Source organism: Actinomadura sp. 3N407, assembly GCF_052245875.1.
In the GTDB taxonomy this organism is placed as follows: Bacteria; Actinomycetota; Actinomycetes; order Streptosporangiales; family Streptosporangiaceae; genus Spirillospora.
Map to the genome: position 1 here is coordinate 23963 of NZ_JBQQBP010000023.1, position 19767 is coordinate 43729.

Here is a 19767-nt window from a genome sequence, read left to right on the forward strand (position 1 = left end):
CGCGCCAATGATGGTGCCGGCCGCCGTCCTGCACTCGGTGGACAACGCCACCGCCGTCATGACGGGGCTGCGGGGCCGCTCGGCGCCCGCAGAGTCGTTGGGCTCTCGCACGCCACGTCTTCGCAGACCGGCGGGCAGCGCGTCGCCGGGATGACGTGGGCGTTGGGTGCCGCGACCCCGCAGTGCTTGCCGCAGGTCAGACGCCAGTGGGCAAGCAGATCCACGACCTTCTGAGAAGGAAACGAAAGGTTCTCGTCTCAGTTCTGCTTGCGCCACTTGGTGCACGTCCAGCAGAACTTTTGTCGGCACGTGTCGTGGCAACACCGATCGGCCCTGGCTCGGGCCCGTGTTCCAGGGATGTTCGTTTGCGAATCCATTGGATTTCGCCGAGTAACGCTGAGTTCGAAAGGCTGACCGCTATCGAAGGTTGTCACCTTAGAGGAGGTGAGGGCGTGTGGGCACGTTGAGGCGGTTGGACGCTGGCCGGGTGACAGTGACACAGTTTCTCCGGAGGGCGTTCAACTGACGCATCGGCCCAGTTGAACGCATGTCGCGTGCAGATCGCATGGTGTCTGCGTCGATTGCCCGGGAGGCGGTGCCGGCGGGGGCGCAGGTGTTGATCAGCCCGTGTCTCTCCTGCATAGTGAGCGGCGACTGGGGTCCGAATCGGACCGGAACTGGTTGCGGTGGCGGCGAGGTTGCCGCGGCCCCCCCGGATTGCCCCAGCCGCCGAAGCGTCTTTCTCGGCTACGCTGCGGCGCTGGCGAGTGAGTGTCGCTGATCTGGTCACGAACACGAGGGGATGGTGGGTAATGAATCCGTTCGACGATCCTGATGCCAACTTCTTTGTCCTGGTCAACGAGGAGGGGCAGCATTCTCTGTGGCCCGTGTTCGCGGATGTTCCCGAGGGGTGGAAGACCGTGTTCGGAGAGGCCGGACGTCAGGAGTGCCTCGACTACATCGAGAAGAACTGGACCGATCTGCGCCCCAAGAGTCTGATCGAAGCCATGGAGCAAAGCTAGACTCCGATTCCTTCTGCGGCCTCTGAAATACGTGATCGACTGCACGCACGCTCAGATGCGCGCTACTTTCCTGTGCTAGACCGGTCGGCTCGATGGTTACCGCCTTATTGAACGAAAATGTGCGGTGATTTGACATGCCTCGATGCTGGCCGGCACTTGCTGCCCAGTTAGTCGGCTGAATCGGTGGGGTGTGCGAGCGTGGCTGCATTCGACGGTGAGCTTGAGTTGCCGGGCCGCGGCGATGAGCAGATCCAGATCCGCGGGTTCCGGGTCGAGCCGGGCGAGGTGGAAGCGGTTCTGGCCGGGCATCCCGCGGTCGCGCAGGCCGCGGTGATCGCCCGTGAGGACACCCCAGGCGACGAACGCCTGATCGGCTACATCGTCCCCGCAGGCGGTGCGGACGATGCGGAGCTGCCTGAGAGAGCCAGGCGGTGCTGCGCGGACAAACTGCCGGAATACATGGTGCCGTCGGCTGTGGTGGTGCTGGACGTGCTGCCGTTGACCGCCAACGGGAAGCTGGACCGCGATGCGTTACCGGCGCCGGATTACCAGGTGGGGCCTGACCGGGAGTCGCCCGATACGCGCGAAGAACTGTTGTGTCAGGCCTTCGCCGAAGTTCTGGGTCTGAACCGGCCCGAAGCGGGCGATCACGTCTCCGCCGCAGGCGGGCGCTCGCTACCGGCCCCGGTGAGCACGCCGGGTGTGTCGGTGGTGGAGCTGTTCCAGGAGCGGGTGCGGCGTTCGCCGGATGCGGTGGCGGTGGTGTCGCAGGACGAGTGTGTTTCGTACCGGGAGCTGGATGCGCGGGCCAATCGGCTGGCGCGGTACCTGGTGGCGCAGGGGGTGGGTGCGGAGTCGGTCGTGGGGCTGTGCCTGCCGCGCGGCGTGGAGATGGTCGTGGCGTTGCTGGCGGTGTGGAAGGCCGGTGGTGCGTACTTACCCGTTGACCCGGCTCTGCCCGCGAGCCGGGTGGCGTTCATGCTGGCCGACGCCGGTGCGGTGCTGGTGCTGGGGACGCAGGAGGCGGCCGAGGACCTGCCTGCCGGCCGGGTGCGGGTGGTGGCGTTGGACGATCCGGCGGTGGCGGTCCTGGTGAACGGCCTCCCGGAGGGTGCCCTTGGAGTGGAGGCGTCTGGCGGCGGGCTGGCGTATGTGATGTACACCTCTGGGTCCACCGGCCGTCCGAAGGGTGTGGGTGTCACTCAGGAGGGGCTGGCCAATTACGTCGCGTCGGTGCCGCAGGTAGTGGGTTTCCGGGCCGATGCCGTTGAAGGGCCGGGCCGGTTTGCGTTGTTGCAAGCGCCGTTCACGGATTTGGGGAACACGGTGGTGTTCTCGACTCTGGCGGGCGGGGGCGAGTTGCATGTGCTGCCGGCGGAGTCGCTCACTGACGCCGGTGCGGTGGCGGATTATCTGGTCCGGTGTGGAATCGATTTTATGAAGGCGGTGCCCTCGCATCTGTCGGCGTTGTCGGCGGGTGCTGGAATGAAGGGCGTACTGCCGGCGCGGTCGTTGGTTCTGGGCGGTGAGGCGGCTTCGGCGGTTTGGCTGGAGGAACTGCTGGCGGCGGCCGGGGATGCCGGTTGCGGGGTGTTCAACCATTACGGGCCGACCGAGACCACGATCGGTGTGGTGACCACGCCACTGACCCGGGACAACGTGACCGGCGGGACGGCGCCGATCGGTAAGCCGATCGCCAACACCCGCGTGTACGTGCTGGACGAGGGCTTGGGTGTGGTGCCGCCTGGGGTGGCGGGCGAGCTGTATGTGGCCGGTGTTCAGCTCGCGCGGGGGTATGTGGGCCGGGCCGGGCTGACGGCGGAGCGGTTCTTGGCGTGCCCATTCGGGTCGGGTGAGCGGATGTATCGCACGGGGGATCGGGTCCGCTGGACTGCCGCTGGTGAGTTGGAGTTCCTGGGCCGGGTCGACGATCAGCTGAAGATCCGGGGGTTCCGGATCGAGCCGGGTGAGGTGGAGTCGGTTCTGGCCGGGCATCCCTCGGTCGCGCAGGTGGCGGTGGTCGCTCGTGAGGACGCCCCGGGCGGTCAGCGCTTGATCGCCTACATCGTCCCCGCGGACAGCGCAGCGGACCAAGGTGGCGGGGGGCCCGCGTCCGCGGTCAGGCAGTTGTGCGCGGACAGGCTGCCGGAGTACATGGTGCCGTCGGCGGTGGTGGTAATGGACGCACTGCCGCTCACCGCCAACGGGAAATTGGATCGCCGTGCGCTCCCGGCACCGGAATTCCGGGTGAAGCAGAGCCGTCGTCCGGCCGATGAACGCGAAGAGTTGTTGTGTCAGGTGTTCGCTGAGGTTCTGGGCCTGGAGCAGGTGGGCGTGGATGATGACTTCTTCGTTCTGGGCGGCCATTCGTTGCTCGCGACTCGGTTGGTGAGCCGGATTCGTACGGTGCTGGGCGCCGAGGTGGAGATCCGGGCGGTGTTCCAGACCCCCACGGTGGCGGAGCTGGCACAGCAGGTGGGAAATCGGAAGTCGACCAGGCCTGCGTTGCGGCCGATGCGTGAGCAGGAGGAGTCCCGATGATCCCGTTATCGTTCGCCCAGCGCCGGTTGTGGTTCCTGGCCCAGTTGGAGGGGCCCAGTGCGACCTACAACAGCCCGGTGGTGTTGCGGTTGGGTGGGGAACTGGACCGGGAGGCGCTGGCAGCCGGATTGCGGGACGTGCTGGAGCGCCACGAGGTGCTGCGGACGGTGTATCCGGCGGTGGACGGTGAGCCGCACCAGCAGGTCTTGAGCATGGACGAGCTGGCCTGGGACCTGCAAATCGTGGACCTGTCCGGTGACGGGAACGGCGGCCGGGCTGGTGGTGAGCCGATCGAACTGCCGGTGATGGACGCATTCAGTGGTGATTCGTCGGCGGGTTGGCCGGTGATCCAGGTACCGGAGCAGGTGGCCGAAGAGATCACTGCTGCGGTGTCGTATGCGTTCGACCTGTTGGTCGAGGTGCCGGTTCGGGCGTGGTTGCTGGCGTCGGGGCCGGATGAGCATGTGCTGGTGCTGGTGGTGCATCACATCGCCGGCGACGGCTGGTCGATGGGCCCGCTGGCACGGGACGTGTCCGAGGCGTACACGGCACGCTGCCAGGGCCGGGCCCCGGGGTGGGCGGACTTGCCGGTGCAGTACGCCGACTACGCGCTGTGGCAGCGCGAGCTGCTCGGCGACGAGAACGACCCGGAAAGCGTGCTGTCGCAGCAGATCGGGTACTGGCGGCAGGCCCTGGCTGGAATCCCCGAAGAACTCGCGTTACCGACGGACCGGTCACGGCCCCCGGTGGCCAGCCACCGCGGCCACAGCGTCGACCTCCAGATCCCGGCGGACGTGCATGCCCGGCTGGTGGATCTGGCCAGGGCCGAGGGCGTGACGCTGTTCATGGTGTTGCAGGCCTCTCTGGCGGTGTTGTTATCGCGGCTGGGGGCGGGCACCGACATTCCGATCGGTTCGGCGATCGCGGGCCGTACCGATGAGGCACTGGACGATCTGGTCGGGTTCTTCGTCAACACGCTCGTGCTGCGCACCGACCTGTCGAACGACCCGACCTTCACCGAGCTGCTGTGCCGCGTCCGCGAGACGAGCCTGGACGCCTACCAGCACCAGGACGTGCCGTTCGAACGACTCGTGGAGGAGCTCGACCCGCATCGCAGCCTGGCCCGCCACCCCCTCTTCCAAGTGGTCCTGACCAAGCTGAATGCCGGAACCTCGGCCGCGGGTGGCATGGGGACGCTGGACTGGGCCGGTGCCGAGAGCACGGCGCTGTTCGCGGGCAGGTCCGCGGCGAAGTTCGACCTGGACGTGATGGTCGGAGAGGTGTTCGGCGCGGGCGGTGTTCCGGCGGGCTTGCGCGGTGTCGTGACCGGCGCGGCGGACATGTTCGATGTGGAAACGGTCGAGCGGATCGCGGCGCGGCTGGTGCGGGTGCTGGAACAGGTGGTCCAGGAGCCGGGGATCCGCCTGAGCGACGTAGAGGTGCTGTCGCGGGGCGAGCGTGAGCGCGTGCTGGCTGCGGGGACCGGCGAACCGATGCCGCTGCCCGCTGCGTCGGTGGTGCAGCTGTTCGAGGAGCGGGTGCGGCGTTCGCCGGATGCGGTGGCGGTTGTGTCGCAGGAGGAGTGCGTCTCGTACCTGGAGTTGGACGGGCGGGCGAACCGGCTGGCGCGGTACCTGGCCGCGCAGGGTGTGGGGCCGGAGTCGGTGGTGGGTCTGTGCCTGCCGCGCGGTGTGGAGATGATCACGGCGTTGCTGGCGGTGTGGAAGGCGGGCGGTGCCTATCTGCCCATTGATCCGGCGTTGCCGGCGGGCCGGGTGGCGTTCATGCTCGCCGATGCCGGAGCCGTCCTGGTGCTGGGGACGCAGGAGGTGGCCGAGGACCTGCCTGCGGGTCGGGTGCGCGTCGTGGCGCTGGACGACCCGGCGGTGGCGGTCCTGGTGGACGGCCTTCCGGAGGGCCCTCTCGGGCTGAAGGTGTCCGGCGGTGGGCTGGCGTATGTGATGTACACCTCTGGCTCGACCGGCCGTCCGAAGGGGGTGGGCGTCACTCAAGAGGGTCTGGCCAACTACATCGCATCGGTGCCTTCGGTGGTGGAATTCCGAGCCGATGGAGAAGCGGGCCGGTACGGGTTGCTGCAGGCGCTGTTCACGGACTTGGGGAACACGGTGGTGTTCTCCAGTCTGGTGAGTGGGGGTGAGTTGCATGTGCTGCCGGCGGAAATGGTGACTGATCCGAGCGCGGTGGCGGGATATCTGGACCGGCATGAGATCGATTTCGTGAAGGCGGTGCCCTCGCACTTGTCGGCGTTGTCGGCGGGCGCTGAGATGAAGGGCGTGCTACCGGCGCGGTCGTTGGTTTTGGGTGGTGAGGCGGCCTCGCCGGGTTGGCTGGGGGAACTGCTGGTGGTGGCCGGGGAGGCCGGTTGCGGGGTGTTCAATCATTACGGGCCGACTGAGACCACGATCGGTGTGGTGACCGCGCGCCTGACCCGCGACAGCCTCGCGGACGGGGTCGTGCCGATCGGCCGGCCGGCGGCTAATACGCAGCTGTTCGTGCTGGATGAGGAATTGGGTGTCGTTCCTCCAGGAGTGGCCGGTGAGTTGTATGTCTCGGGGGCGCAGCTCGCACGGGGTTATGTGGGTCGTGCGGGTCTGACGGCGGAGCGGTTTGTCGCCAATCCGTTCCGGTCGGGTGGGCGGATGTATCGGACTGGTGATCGTGTTCGCTGGAGCGCGGCCGGTGAGTTGGTGTTTGTGGGGCGGGTTGATGAGCAGGTCAAGGTTCGGGGGTTTCGGGTTGAGCCGGGTGAGGTGGAGGCGGTGGTGGTCGGGCATCCTGCGGTTGCTCGGGCGGTGGTGGTGGCTGGTGGGGGTATGTCGGGTGATCGGCGTTTGATCGCCTATGTCGTGGCGGTGGATGGTGCGGGGTATCGGGGTGGCGAAGAGTTGGCGTCGGTGGTCGGGCGGTGGTGTGCGGGCAGGTTGCCGGGGTTCATGGTGCCGTCGGCGGTGGTGGTTTTGGAGGCGTTGCCGTTGACGGGGAGCGGCAAGCTGGATCGTCGTGCGCTGCCGGCGCCGGAGTATCGGGTGAAGCGGGGGCGTGGGCCGGTGGGCGCGCGTGAGGAGTTGTTGTGTCAGGTGTTCGCTGAGGTGCTGGGTCTGGAGCGGGTGGGGGGTGGAGGATGATTTCTTCGCCTTGGGTGGTCATTCGTTGCTGGCGACTCGGTTGGTGAGTCGGGTTCGTTCGGTGCTGGGTGTGGAGGTGGGGATTCGGGCGGTGTTCCAGACTCCTACGGTGGCCGGGTTGGCGGCGGGTCTGGTCGCGGGTCTGGTGGATGGTGGGGTGGCGCGTCCGGCGCTGGTGGGGCGGGCGTGTTCTGGGCGGGTGCCGTTGTCGTTTGCGCAGCGGCGGTTGTGGTTTCTGGCTCAGTTGGAGGGGCCGAGCGCGACCTATAACAGTCCGGTGGTGTTGCGGCTGACCGGTGAGTTGGATCGGCGTGCGTTGGCTGTGGGGTTGCGGGATGTGCTGGAGCGCCATGAGGTGCTGCGGACGGTGTATCCGGCGGTGGACGGTGAGCCCTACCAGCGGGTGGTGGGCATGGACGAGCTGGACTGGAACCTGCAGATCCTGGACGCACCGGACCGCGGCTCGATGGCGGCGCAGGTGGCCGATGCAGCGTCGGATGCCTTCGATTTGTCGGTTGAGGTTCCGGTTCGAGCGTCATTACTGGTGCTCGGGCCGGATGAGCATGTGCTGGTGCTGGTGGTGCATCACATCGCCGGCGACGGCTGGTCGATGGGCCCGCTGGCGCGGGACGCGTCCCGGGCGTACGCGGCACGGAGCCAGGGGCGGGCGCCGGAGTGGGCGGCGCTGCCGGTGCAGTACACCGACTACGCGTTATGGCAGCGCGAGCTGCTCGGCGATGAGAACGACCCGGAAAGCGTGCTGTCCCGCCAGATCGGGTACTGGCGGCAGGCCTTGGCCGGGATCCCCGAGGAACTCGCGCTACCGGCGGACCGGTCACGGCCGGCGGCGGCCAGTTACCGTGGCCACAAGGTCGAACTCGAAATACCGGCACAACTGCATGCCCAGCTCATCGAACTGGCCAGGGCCGAGGGCGTGACGCTGTTCATGGTGTTGCAGGCCTCCCTCGCAACCCTGCTGTCCCGGCTGGGCGCGGGCACCGACATACCGATCGGTTCGGCGATCGCGGGCCGTACCGATGAGGCACTGGACGATCTGGTCGGGTTCTTCGTCAACACGCTCGTGCTGCGCACCGACCTGTCGAACGACCCGACCTTCACCGAGCTGCTGTCCCGCGTCCGGGAAACGAGCCTGGACGCCTACCAGCACCAGGACGTGCCGTTCGAACGGCTCGTGGAGGAGATCGACCCGCACCGCAGCCTCGCCCGCCACCCCCTCTTCCAGGTGATGCTCACGCTGCAGAACAACGCACGGGCAGGGCTGAACCTGGAGGCGGTCGAGGCCGGAGGGCTGTCGGCGGATGCGGACGTTCAGCCGCCGGCCGGGCTGTCCGCGGCCAAGTTCGACCTGGACGTCGTGGTCGGCGAGGCGTTCGACCGGGAGGGCGCGCCCGCGGGGATCAGGGGAGTGCTGGTGGGGACGGCGGACCTGTTCGAACGCGGGACCGTCGAGTACCTGGCGGACCGCTGGAGCCGGGTCCTCGGGCTGCTGTCCGCCGATCCGGGGACGCGGGTCGGCCAGGTGGAGGTGCTCGGAGAGCAGGAGCGCAGGCGGATCCTGGTGGGCTGGAACGGCGCCTCGGTGGAGCCGGCCGGGGAGTCGGTGATGGAGCTGTTCACGGCGCATGCCGAGCGGACTCCCGAGGCGACCGCCCTGATCGCCGATGGCGTCCGCCTCTCGTACGGGGAACTGGAGCGCAGGGCGAATCGCCTGGCCCGCTACCTGGTGGGCCGGGGGGCGGGCGCCGAGGTCCCGGTGGCCGTCGTGATGGAGCGCGGTGCCGAGCTGATCGTGGCACTGCTCGCGGTGCTGAAGGCGGGGAGCGCGTATCTGCCGATCGACCCCGCGGTTCCGGCCGAGCGGATCGCCTACATGCTGGCCGACAGCGGCACGCGCCTCATCGTGAGCCGCCGTGACGTGCCGGGGACGCCGGCCGGCGCTCTGGAGGACGGGCACGTCGTCTGGCTCGACGACCCGGACGTCGCGGGGCGGGTGGCTTCGGCGCCGGACACGAGGCTTCGTACGGGCGGGCCCGGCGACGGGCTGGCATATGTGATCTATACGTCGGGGTCGACGGGTCGTCCGAAGGGTGTGGGGGTCACGCATGCGGGTGCGGTGAACCTGGTGACGGCCCAGGTGCAGCACTTCGGGGTGGAGCCGGATGCGCGGGTGCTGCAGTTCGCCTCGGTGGGGTTCGACGCCGCGACCTGGGAATGGTTGATGGCGTTGTGCGCGGGCGCGGGCCTGGTGGTGGCGCCGGCGGCGGAGCTGGTGCCGGGTGCGGGGCTGGCCGAGGTCGTTCAGCGGCACGAGGTGTCGCATGTGACGTTGCCGCCGGCGGTGTTGCCGGTGTTGCAGGCGCAGGATCTGGCCCCGGTACGGACCCTGGTGTCGGCCGGTGAAGCGCTGGGGCCGGACCAGGTGGAGCGGTGGGCTTCGGGGCGGCGGCTGGTGAACGCCTACGGCCCGACCGAGACGACCGTGTGCGCGACGATGACCACTGCGCTGAGGCCGGGGGAACGTCCGCACATCGGCGGTCCGGTGGCCAACACCCGCGTGTACGTGCTTGATGAGCGGCTGGGCGTGGTGCCGCCCGGGGTCACCGGTGAACTGTACGTGGCCGGCGCCGGGGTGGCGCGCGGGTACGTGAACCGCGCCGCGTTGACCGGGGAGCGGTTCGTCGCCGATCCGTTCGGGTCGAGCGAGCGGATGTACCGGACGGGGGACCGGGTCCGCTGGAGCACCTCCGGAGAGCTGGAGTTCGTCGGCCGGGTCGACGACCAGGTCAAGATCCGGGGGTTCCGGATCGAACCCGCAGAGGTCGAGGCGGTTCTGGCCGGGCATCCCGCGGTCGCGCAGGCGGCGGTGATCGCCCGCGAGGACACCCCGGGTGACCGGCGTCTGGTCGCCTACATCGTCCCCGCCGGCGGCGCGGCAGAGCAGGACGGCGAGGACCTGGTGCACTCGGTCGCGCGGTCGTGCGCGGACCGGCTGCCGGAGTACATGGTGCCGTCGGCGGTGGTGGTCCTGGACGCGCTGCCCCTCACGGTGACCGGCAAGCTGGACCGGGAGGCGCTGCCGGCACCCACCGCCGCCGCTTCGCGCGCGACCGGCCGGGGACGGGTCACCGCACTCGAGCACATCCTCTGCGACGCGTTCGCCGAGGTCCTGGGCTTGGACGCGGTCGGCGTCGACGATGACTTCTTCGCGTTGGGCGGCCACTCGCTGCTGGCGGCGAAGCTGGTCTCGCGCCTGTCGAAGCGGGGAGTGGCGATCTCGGTGCGGGACCTGCTGATGGCACGGACGGTCAGCGGCCTGATGAACCGGATGAACCTCGCGTCCGTCCAGGACGCCCTGGACGTCCTGCTCCCCATCCGGACCAGCGGGGACGGAACACCGATCTTCTGCGTCCATCCCGGAAGCGGGATGAGCTGGTGCTACATGCCGATGGCCCGGTATGTTCCGGACGGTTTCCAGATCTACGCGCTGCAGGCTCGCGGATTGGACGGGGCCGGCGAGCTCTCCCGTTCCGTACGCGAGATGGCGGCAGATTACGTGGCGCAGATCCGATCGGTGCAGGAGACCGGCCCTTACCACCTCCTCGGCTGGTCCTTCGGAGGAATTCCGGCGCACGAGATCGCCGTTCAGTTGCAGGCCGCTGGGGAGGAAGTCGCGGCCCTGGTCATCATGGACACCTATCCATCGGCTGAGGGCACCGGTCCCGAGCATCCTGTCGAGGGTCGCCGGAATGGACCGAGCAGGAATGACGCCACCGGCACTCTCGACCATTTGATGGAGAGAATGCGCAAGGAGGCCGGCCATGTCCTGGGGGCCATCTCGGACGAGGAGTACCGGACCCTCGCTCGCGTCTTCCAGAACAACATGACCATCAGGGGCACGCACGAGATCGGCCGCTTCGACGGGAACGCGTTGCTGCTCGTGGCGGGGGAGAGGCGAGGCGAGGGCGAGGTCATGGCCGGCCGGTGGGCTCCGTACATCTCCGGGAAGATCGCCGAGGTGAGCCTGCCCTGCGGGCATTCGGACATGATCCGCCCGGACATGCTCGGCCGGGCCTGGGACGCGATGTCCGCCTGGCTGGGGATCGCCCGCCGGTGACGGGAATCCGGTGTGGCCGAGGCCTATCGGTCCGCCACCGGGCCGGGGCGTCCGGGCGCCCCGGCCGTTCGGCTGCGCGGTGTTCAACTGCCGCTTCCGGACAGTTGAACATCACTGCGAATTCGAGAATCTCCGAGTACGCTGCAACTGCACTTTTACCGTGAATATGCGGCCGGACCTTTGGTTTCCGGATGCGCCTATCTCGCTGTTCGGTGCGCTCGGTCCCGAATGGACCGCCCCCTTCTGCTTCTGCGCTTTTTGGAGGTATGCCGCGGATGGCCGATGAGCAGTTGTTCCTCAAGTCGAAGGTCATTGTCGAGCCGCTGGTGGACAGGTTCTTCGCCTGGCCGCACACGATCGCGCCGGTGCAGTCGGCGATGAATCTCGCCTTCCTCCAGGTGCCGCTTCTGGAGTCGTACCTGCAGTCGCCGCAGGTGCACGTCACCGCGAGCAGCAATCCGGAGCTGCGCGGCGGCTACTTCATCAACATCCCGGGGGAGCGCGCCGACGAGGTCCGCGACCTGCTGGCCGAGATCAAGCGGGAGCGGGCGCACATCCTGCGGTTCGCCGAGGCGATCGCGGAGGGGCAGGAGCTGCTGAGGACGAGCGCGACCGGGTTCGACCTGACGCCCCTCTACCCGAAGCTGCCCTCCGAGCTCGGGGGCCTGGTCGAGGTGGCCTACGACACCGACAACCAGGCGCAGATGCGCTTCATCGAGCCGCTCGTCTACACCAGCGACTACTACCAGGATTCACGCCAGTCGGTGCAGCTGTCGTTCGAGACGGGGATCGAGCGCCCGTTCATCATGAGCACCCCGCGGCTGCCCTCCCCGGACGTCCTGGAGCTCGGCGTCCCGTTCGGCCACCCCGGCCTGGAGGAGCTGTTCAAGGCGCGGGTGAGCCCCACGACGCTGGCCCGCCTGCGCGAGGTGCTGGAGCTGGACGACGCCCAGGCCGGCACGCTCGCCGGTTTCCTCAGCGACCGGCCCGGTCTCGCGCCGGACCGGCACATCGACGCGGGCGGCCGGATCCGCTACTTCGGGCACGCCTGCCTGGTCCTGCAGAGCCCTGAGGCGGCCATCGCGGTGGACCCGTTCATCAGCGCCGACAGCTCCGCAGATGACCGCTACACCCTGGACGACCTGCCCGACCACATCGACCTGGTGCTGATCACCCACGGGCACCAGGACCACATCGTGCTGGAGACGCTGCTGCAACTGCGCGGCCGGGTCGGGGCCGTGGTGGTGCCGCGCGCCTCGCGGGGCAACCTCTCCGACCCCTCGCTGGCGCTGATGCTGCGCAACCAGGGCTTCCCGGTCATCGAGGTCGACGACTTCGACGAGGTGCCCTTCCCCGGCGGGAAGATCACCGCCACCCCGTTCCTGGGCGAGCACTGCGACCTGGACATCCGCGCCAAGTCGACCTACTGGGCCGAGCTGTCCGGCAAGAAGATCTTCATCGGCGCCGACTCGTCCGGGATCGACCCCGCGCTGTACCGCCACGTCAGGCAGCACCTGGGCACCGCCGACATGGCGTTCCTCGGCATGGAGTGCGACGGTGCGCCGCTGACCTGGCTCTACCAGGCCCTGCTGACGGTCCCGGTCACCAAGAAGATGAGCGACTCGCGCAAGCTGTCGGGCTCCAACGCCGAGCAGGCCGCCGCCATCCTGACCGAGCTCGGGGCCGGCGAGGCGTACGTGTACGCCATGGGCGAGGAGCCTTGGCTCGGCCACGTCATGGCCACCACGTACAACGAGGACACCTACCAGATGAAGCAGATCGAGGAGTTCCTGACCTGGTGCAAGGAGCGGGGCATCCCGGCCGAGCACCTGTACGGCCGGCGGGAATGGCGCTGGTGACACGCGTCTTCCGCCCGTGACGGCCGGTGGCCGCCCGCCCGGCGTCCGCTGCCGGGCGGTGCGGCATCCTCTCGGCGAGGTCACGCGGGGGCAGGCCCGTAAGTATGGACTTCACCTGGGAATTGGGCGGAAATGGCTGCTTCAGACGGTGACCTTCATGACCTGATGGCCGGCCAGCTCGGTATCTGGCAGGCACAGCAGTTCGCGCCGGACAATCCGGTCTACAACATCGCCGAGTACCTGGAGATTCGCGGCGACTTCGACGTCGAGATCTTCGTCCGGGCGCTGCGGCAGGCTCTGGACGAGGCCGACACCTTCCGCCTGCGCTTCCAGGTCGTGGCCGGCAAGCCCCGGCAGTACGTCGTCCCGCCGTACGACTACGAGATCCGCGTGCTCGACGTCAGCGTCGAGCCGGACCCATGGGCGGCGGCCGAAGCGTGGATGCGGGAGGACGTGCAGACGCCGGACGAACTGACCCACGGGCAAGGGTTCACCCAGGCCGTCTTCAAGCTGGGCCCGAACCACCACCTCTGGTACGAGCGTGCCCACCATGTCGTCATGGACGGCTACGCCACGCTGACCTTCGTCAGCCGCGTCGCCGGCGTCTACGCCGAACTCCTCGCCGGCCGGTCCGGCACGGACGGGGCCCTGGAGCCGCTGGCCGCGCTCCTGGAGGCGGAACGCGCCTACCGGCACTCGCCCGACTTCGTCGAGGACCGGGCGTACTGGCGGGACGCCCTCGCGGGTGTCTCCGGGGGCGCCGGGCCGCGCGGGGACCGCGCGCGGCCGCTGCCGTCCGCGCTGGCGCGGCACACCGAGGACCTCGACGCCGAGGCGGCCGCTGCGCTGAAGGCGACCGCGCGCCGGCTGAGGACCCACCTGGCCGGGCTGATGATCGCCGCCGCCGCGGTGCGGCAGCACCGCGCCACGGGCGAGCGGGACGTCGTCATCGGCCTTCCGGTGAACGGCGTCCCGGAGCGCCGGCGGGTCTTCGGCCCCGGCATGACCGCCAACATCCTGCCGATCCGGCTCCGGATCGACCGGGACACCACCGTCGCCGGCCTCGTGCGGCAGGTGAGCACGGGCGTCCGGCAGGCGCTCCGGCACCGGCGCTACCGCTACGAGGACACCCTCCGGGACTTGAAGCTCGTCCAGGGCACGCCTCTCTGCGGCCTGTACGTCAACGTGATGTCGTTCGGCTACCCGGAGATGTTCGGCGGCTGCGCCGTCACCGGCCGCAACCTGTCCACCGGTCCGATCGACTCCGCGCGCATCGACGTCCACGAAAGGCCCGGTGAGCCGGGACTCCGGTTCGACGTCGACGTCAACGTCGACGTCCATGAGCCCGCTGCCGGGCGGGACATCGTCCGGCACCTGCTGAAGATCGTGGACTGGTTCGCGACGGCCGCCCCCGGCGACCCGGTCGGCGGCGTGGACCTCCTGGACGACGATGAACGGCGCATGGTCCTCGGGACGCTCGCCGACGGCGGGGAGCGGGCCGTGGAGCCGACGACGCTCCCGGCGCTGTTCGAGGCGCGGACGAAGCTGTGCCCGGCCGCCCCCGCGGTGACGTTCGAGGGGCGGACCCTGAGCTACGCGCAGCTGAACGCGGCGGCCAACCGCCTGGCGCGGCGCCTGGTCGAGCAGGGCGGCGGACCCGAGCAGCGGGTGGCGTTGATGGTGCCGCGATCGCTGGAACTGGTGGTGGCCGTGCTGGCCGTGGTGAAGGCCGGGGCGGCGTACGTGCCCATCGACTCGAACTATCCGGACGATCGCATCGCCCACATGCTGGAGGACGCCGATCCGGCTCTGCTGATCACTCCTGAGGACGTGGACGCCCGCGGGTACGACGACGCCGACCTCGATGTGCCGGTGTCGCCCGACCACCCCGCCTATGTGATCTACACGTCGGGGTCGACGGGGCGCCCGAAGGGCGTGGTGGTCTCGCACGCGGCGATCGTGAACCGCCTGCTATGGACGCAGGACCGCTACGGGCTGGACGCGTCCGACCGCGTGCTGCAGAAGACCCCGTCGGGGTTCGACGTGTCGGTGTGGGAGTTCTTCTGGCCCCTGATCGCGGGCGCCGGTCTGGTGATGGCGCGCCCCGGAGGTCACCGGGATCCCGCCTATCTGGTCGAGACGATCGAGCGCGAAGGGATCACGACGGTGCACTTCGTCCCGTCGATGCTCGGCGCGTTCCTGCCCGAGGTGGCGCCGGGGCGCTGCCGGTCCCTGCGGCGGGTGGTGTGCAGCGGCGAGGCGCTGACGGGCGACCTGGTCGCGGAGTTCCATCGGCGCCTGGCCGCCGGGCTGCACAACCTGTACGGGCCGACCGAGACCGCGGTGGACGTGACGTTCCGGCCCTGCCCCGCCGGCCGGGACGGTGCCGTGGTCCCGATCGGCCGCCCGGTCTGGAACACCCGCGCCTTCGTCCTGGACGAGGCCCTGCGGCCCGTCCCGGCCGGTTCCACGGGGGAGCTGTACGTCGCCGGCGTCCAGCTCGCCCGCGGCTACCTCGGCCGGTCCGGGCTGACGGCGGAACGGTTCGTGGCGTGCCCCTTCGCGCCGGGGGAGCGGATGTACCGGACCGGCGACCTGGTCCGCTGGACACCCGGCGGCGAGCTGGTCTTCCTCGGCCGGAGCGACGACCAGGTCAAGGTCAGGGGCGTCCGGATCGAGCCCGGGGAGATCGAGACCGTCCTGGCCTCCCACGAGTCCGTCGGCAGGGCCGCGGTGGCCGTGCGCGGCGAGCGCCTGGTCGCCTACGTCGTCCCCGCCGGGGCCGGCGCCGACGCCGAGTCCGGGGCCCTCGGCGCCGCGATCCGGGACCTGGCCGCACGGCGGCTGCCCGAGTACATGGTGCCCTCCGCGGTCGTCACCCTGGACGCGCTGCCGCTCACGGTGAACGGGAAGCTCGACCGTGACGCGCTGCCCGTCCCCGAGTACACCGGAGGCGCCGGCCGTGCTCCCGCGACGGTGCGGGAGGCCACCCTGTGCGCCGCGTTCGCCGAGGTGCTCGGCGTGGCGGAGATCGGTGTCGACGACGACTTCTTCGAGCTGGGCGGGCACTCCCTTCAGGCGACCCGCCTGGTCGGCAGGGTGCGGGCCCTGCTGGGCGCCGAGCTGCGCATCACCGACGTGTTCGACGCGCCCACCGTCGCCGGCCTCGCCGTCCGGATCGGGGACGGCGGGACCGCCCGCCTCCCGCTCGGCGTCCGGAAACGTCCGGAACACGTCCCCCTGTCGTTCGCCCAACGTCGGCTGTGGCTGATCGGCCAGATCGAGGGCCCCAGCCCGACCTACAACGCACCGATCGTTCTCGGCCTCTCCGGCGACCTGAACCGCGGGGCGCTCAAGGACGCGCTGGGGGACGTCCTCGAACGGCACGAGGCGCTGCGGACGGTCTTCCCGGCCGAGGACGGCGAGCCCTACCAGCGGGTCCTGGGCATGGACGAGCTCTCCTGGGACCTGCCCGTCATCGACGTGGTCAGGACGCCCGACTCGTACGCCCTGCTGCAGAACCCGGACGACCCGCCGGCTCCCCCGCCGCGGCCGGACGGCGGCCCGCTCGAACTCGCCGCCACCGTGGCCCAGGCGGCGCGCCACACCTTCGACCTGTCCGCGGAGGCCCCGGTCAGGGCATGGCTGCTCAAGGCGGGACCGGACGAGCACGTGCTGGTCGTCGTCGTGCACCACATCGCCGGTGACGGCTGGTCGATGGGCCCGCTCGCTCGGGACGTGTCGCTGGCGTACGCGGCGCGGTGCGCGGGCCGCACCCCGGACTGGACGCCGCTGCCGGTGCAGTACGCCGACTACGCGTTGTGGCAGCGGGAGCTGCTCGGAGATGACGGCGACCCGCGGAGCCTGGTGGCGCGGCAGGTCGAGTACTGGCGCGAGGCGCTCGCCGGGGCGCCCGAGGAGCTGGCGCTGCCGTTCGACAGGCGCCGCCCGGAGGTGGCCGGCCACCGCGGCTTCACGGCCGCACTCGCGGTGCCGAGCGGGGTGCACGAGCAGTTGCGGGAGGTGGCGCGCAGCGCGGGCGTCACCGTCTTCATGGTCTTCCAGGCGGGGCTCGCGGTGACGCTGTCGCGGTTGGGCGCGGGCACCGACATCCCGATCGGCTCGGCGGTCGCCGGACGGACGGACGATGCGCTGGACGACCTGGTCGGATGCTTCGTCAACACGCTGGTGATCCGAAGTGACCTGTCCGGGAACCCGACGTTCGCCGAGCTGCTGGCCCGGGTGCGGGAGGCGAGCCTGGGCGCGTACGCGCACCAGGACGTGCCGTTCGAACGGCTCGTGGAGGAGTTGGCGCCGGCCCGTTCGCTGGCACGGCATCCGTTGTTCCAGGTCGTCCTCACCAAGCTGAACACCGGCTCCTCGCCGGCCGGGCGGGGGTCCTCGATACCGGGCCTCGAACTGCCGGGCCTGGACGTGGAGCCGCTGTCGACGGCTCGTCCGGCGGCCAAGTTCGACCTGGACGTGATGGTCGAGGAGACCTTCGACGACGAGGGCGCGCCGCGGGGCGTCCGCGGGTCGGTGACGGTGGCCGCCGACCTCTTCGACGAGCCGGCGGCCGAACGGATCGCGCGGTACTGGACCCGGGTCCTGTCGGCGGTGGCGGCGGACCCGTCCCTGCCCGTCGGCGCGGTGGACCTGCTGGACGAGGCCGAGCGGCACACGATCCTCGTCGAGTGGAACAACGCCGCGGCCGAGCCGCCGCGAACGTCGGCGCCGGAGGTGTTCGCGGGTCAGGCCGCACGGACCCCGGACGCCGTCGCGGCCGACGGCCTCACCTATCGGGAGCTGGACGCGCGGGCGGACCGGCTGGCGCGGTGGCTGCGCGGCCGGGGAGTGGGCGCGGGGTCGGCGGTGGGTGTGTGCCTGCCGCGCGGGGCCGGGCTGGTCACGGCGGTCGTGGGGGCGTGGAGGGCCGGCGCGGCCTATGTGTGGATCGACCCGGCACAGCCCCCGGACGCGATCGCCTCCGAGGTGGGGGAGAGCGGTTCGGTCCTCACGCTGACGAGTGAGGACATGATGGAGGGTCTGCCGGTCGGGCGGCACCGCTGGGTCGCGATCGACAGCGGGCCGTTGGGCGCGGGGCCGGAGGCCCGGCCCGAGGCGGCGCCCTAGTGGGTCGGCGGATGCCGCGCCCGCCGTAAGGCGACTCCATCACCCGCGCCCTGCCGATCGCAGGGCACGGAAAGGCGCCGCACGACCGGCGTGACCGGTCGTGCGGCGCTTCGACGCTTCTACCCCTTGGCCATGCCGTCGATGACGCGCTCCTGGCCCGCGCCAGGGGAGGGCTTGAGGGCTGGTACGGGCGCCAGGCCCAGCAGGGCGGACACGGCGTGGATCTCGTCCCAGCGAGTGGCGGCCCCTCCGCGGACCGGCACCCGCTGGAAATGGCGGAGCCGGCCGGCCTTCCGCTCGACGTCCACATTCGCCGTACCGGCCATCAGCGCGTCCCAGGTCGCCGGGTCCGCGGCGAGCGTGATCGGGTCACCGCGCCTCTCCGATGGCGACGGCGCCGAGGGCAGGCGCTGCAACGCGGCCTTCGTCCCGGCGGGGGAGAACTTCCAGTCGAGCGATTGGGATCGGCCGTCCGAGTCGTCGACGACGATCCGCACGACCTGCCCGGCGAGGAAGGGCCATCGCTCCCTGATCGGATGCAGGTCGTCCGGAGTCAGGGACCTCAGCCTGCCGTCGATCTCGCGGGCGGAAGGGGCCGGATCCCGGTCGCCGCTCGCGAGGGGACGGCTCGGCGCCCGCTCCGCCCGCGGGTCCGTACGGCCGACCGCCTCGTTCCAGGCCCTGTCCACCGGTCGGTAGTCGAGCATCTCGAGGAGCCGGTTGACGTCCTTGCGCATCGGCGCGGGCAGGAAGGTCACGGGAATGCGGATGCCGCGGCCGAGCGAGTCCGCCGACACGCGGTCGGTGAGCCAGATCTTCTTGTCACCCGGGCCCTGCCGTGCGTGCTCGACCCGGAAGCACTCCTCGGTGATGCCGGGAACCTGCGCGATGCCGAGGAATGAGAAGATCTTCGCGGCGGTCGCCTCCGGTGTGGTGGCCAGGTCCTCGTACCGGATCCGCAGGCACCGCTCCGGATGCATCGCCTCGAACGTCAGCATCCGCTCGACATGCGCCTGCCAGTACGCGCCGGCCGTGGCCACCATGTTCCCGGGGTACTGCGCGGCGAGGGACTGGTGCCTTGAGGCGAGGCCGTCGCCCAGGCCGAACGGATGGCTCTCGACCAGCGACGCGATCACGTCCATCGGATGCCTGTACAGGCAGATGAACCGCGCCCGCGGATAGAGCCTGGGGAGCAGTTCCGCGTCCCAGACGGAATCCGGTGATTTGTCGCACCACCGTGTTTTGCCGACGCTCCGCAGGTAGTCGCCGAAAGCCTTGTCGATCGGTTCCCGCACCGCCGCGGTGATGTGCTCCGGAAAAGCGGCCGGAATCCCTTGCTCTCCTGTGCCCGACGCGGCCTGCTCCAGGATCGTCCAGGTCCGGAGGAGGTATCTGAAGGCCAGCGCGACATCGCTCTCCGGCGGGCAGGCCAGCACCGGATGGCTGTCCAGAATGAATCTGAGGAGAGTCGAACCCGACCGGGCCGTTGATAGCACGAATACGGGTGCCTCGCATATGGTGTCGTCGGCAATATCGGCAGGATTCATGGCCGCATCCTAATCGGGCCATGAGTAACGGTCCAGGACGCGCCGATTGCGCGATCACCGCGGAATCGGCGAGATGGCGCATGGCGCGGCGGCGCGTTCGACCGTGCCGGTGCGGCAGTTGAACATGGGCGCGAACGACCGGTGGAACGCCACGTCGCCGAAGGACGCATGGCGCCCGGTGCGTGCGGGTATGGCCTGGACGAGCCGTTCGCCGCTCCAGGTGGAAGAGACTGGTACCCCCGGTCGGATTCGAACCGACAACTCGTCCCTTTTAAGGGGACTGCCTCTTCCGTTGGGCTAAGGGGGCTGGTGCGGGTTCGACTTTAAGCTTGCGGGTGGCGGACGTCCATCCGTGTTCATTGAACGCCGTGTCCACGGCACGCC

At 69.9% G+C, this 19767-nt stretch carries 7 protein-coding genes and 1 tRNA gene; 6 read left to right on the top strand and 2 right to left on the bottom strand.

Annotation, left to right across the window (positions count from 1 at the left end; all coding sequences use genetic code 11):
* Nucleotides 1-812 precede the first annotated feature (812 nt).
* The 6 genes from ACTWPP_RS38515 to ACTWPP_RS38540 all read left to right on the top strand — a co-directional run bounded on the left by ACTWPP_RS38515 (nt 813) and on the right by ACTWPP_RS38540 (nt 17836).
* A complete protein-coding gene (locus ACTWPP_RS38515) occupies nt 813-1022 on the top strand; it encodes an MbtH family protein (RefSeq protein WP_443109384.1) in 210 nt (69 codons plus the stop codon).
* Nucleotides 1023-1220: 198 nt separating this feature from the next.
* Nucleotides 1221-3563, top strand: coding sequence for an amino acid adenylation domain-containing protein (locus ACTWPP_RS38520; RefSeq protein ID WP_443109385.1), 2343 nt, complete (start codon nt 1221-1223; stop codon nt 3561-3563).
* Nucleotides 3560-6709, top strand: coding sequence for a non-ribosomal peptide synthetase (locus ACTWPP_RS38525; RefSeq protein ID WP_443109386.1), 3150 nt, complete (start codon nt 3560-3562; stop codon nt 6707-6709). Before ACTWPP_RS38520 ends, ACTWPP_RS38525 begins: the two co-directional genes overlap by 4 nt.
* Nucleotides 6710-6752: 43 nt before the next feature.
* Nucleotides 6753-10844 (top strand): non-ribosomal peptide synthetase, encoded by a 4092-nt coding sequence (locus ACTWPP_RS38530; protein ID WP_443109438.1) that lies wholly within the window; start codon nt 6753-6755, stop codon nt 10842-10844.
* Nucleotides 10845-11119: 275 nt separating this feature from the next.
* Nucleotides 11120-12703: an MBL fold metallo-hydrolase gene (locus tag ACTWPP_RS38535; RefSeq protein WP_443109387.1), complete on the top strand. Its 1584-nt coding sequence runs from the start codon at nt 11120-11122 to the stop codon at nt 12701-12703.
* 132 nt (nt 12704-12835) lie between these two features.
* A complete protein-coding gene (locus ACTWPP_RS38540; protein ID WP_443109388.1) occupies nt 12836-17836 on the top strand; it encodes an amino acid adenylation domain-containing protein in 5001 nt (1666 codons plus the stop codon).
* A gap of 119 nt (nt 17837-17955) precedes the next feature.
* Here ACTWPP_RS38540 and ACTWPP_RS38545 read toward each other — a convergent pair whose 3' ends face one another.
* Together ACTWPP_RS38545 and ACTWPP_RS38550 are read right to left on the bottom strand one after the other, a co-directional pair.
* Complete coding sequence (locus tag ACTWPP_RS38545) at nt 17956-19383, bottom strand: sulfotransferase family protein (protein WP_443109389.1); 1428 nt, start codon at nt 19381-19383, stop codon at nt 17956-17958.
* Nucleotides 19384-19614: 231 nt separating this feature from the next.
* A tRNA-Leu gene (locus ACTWPP_RS38550) sits at nt 19615-19690 on the bottom strand.
* Between the last annotated feature and the right edge of the window lie 77 nt (nt 19691-19767).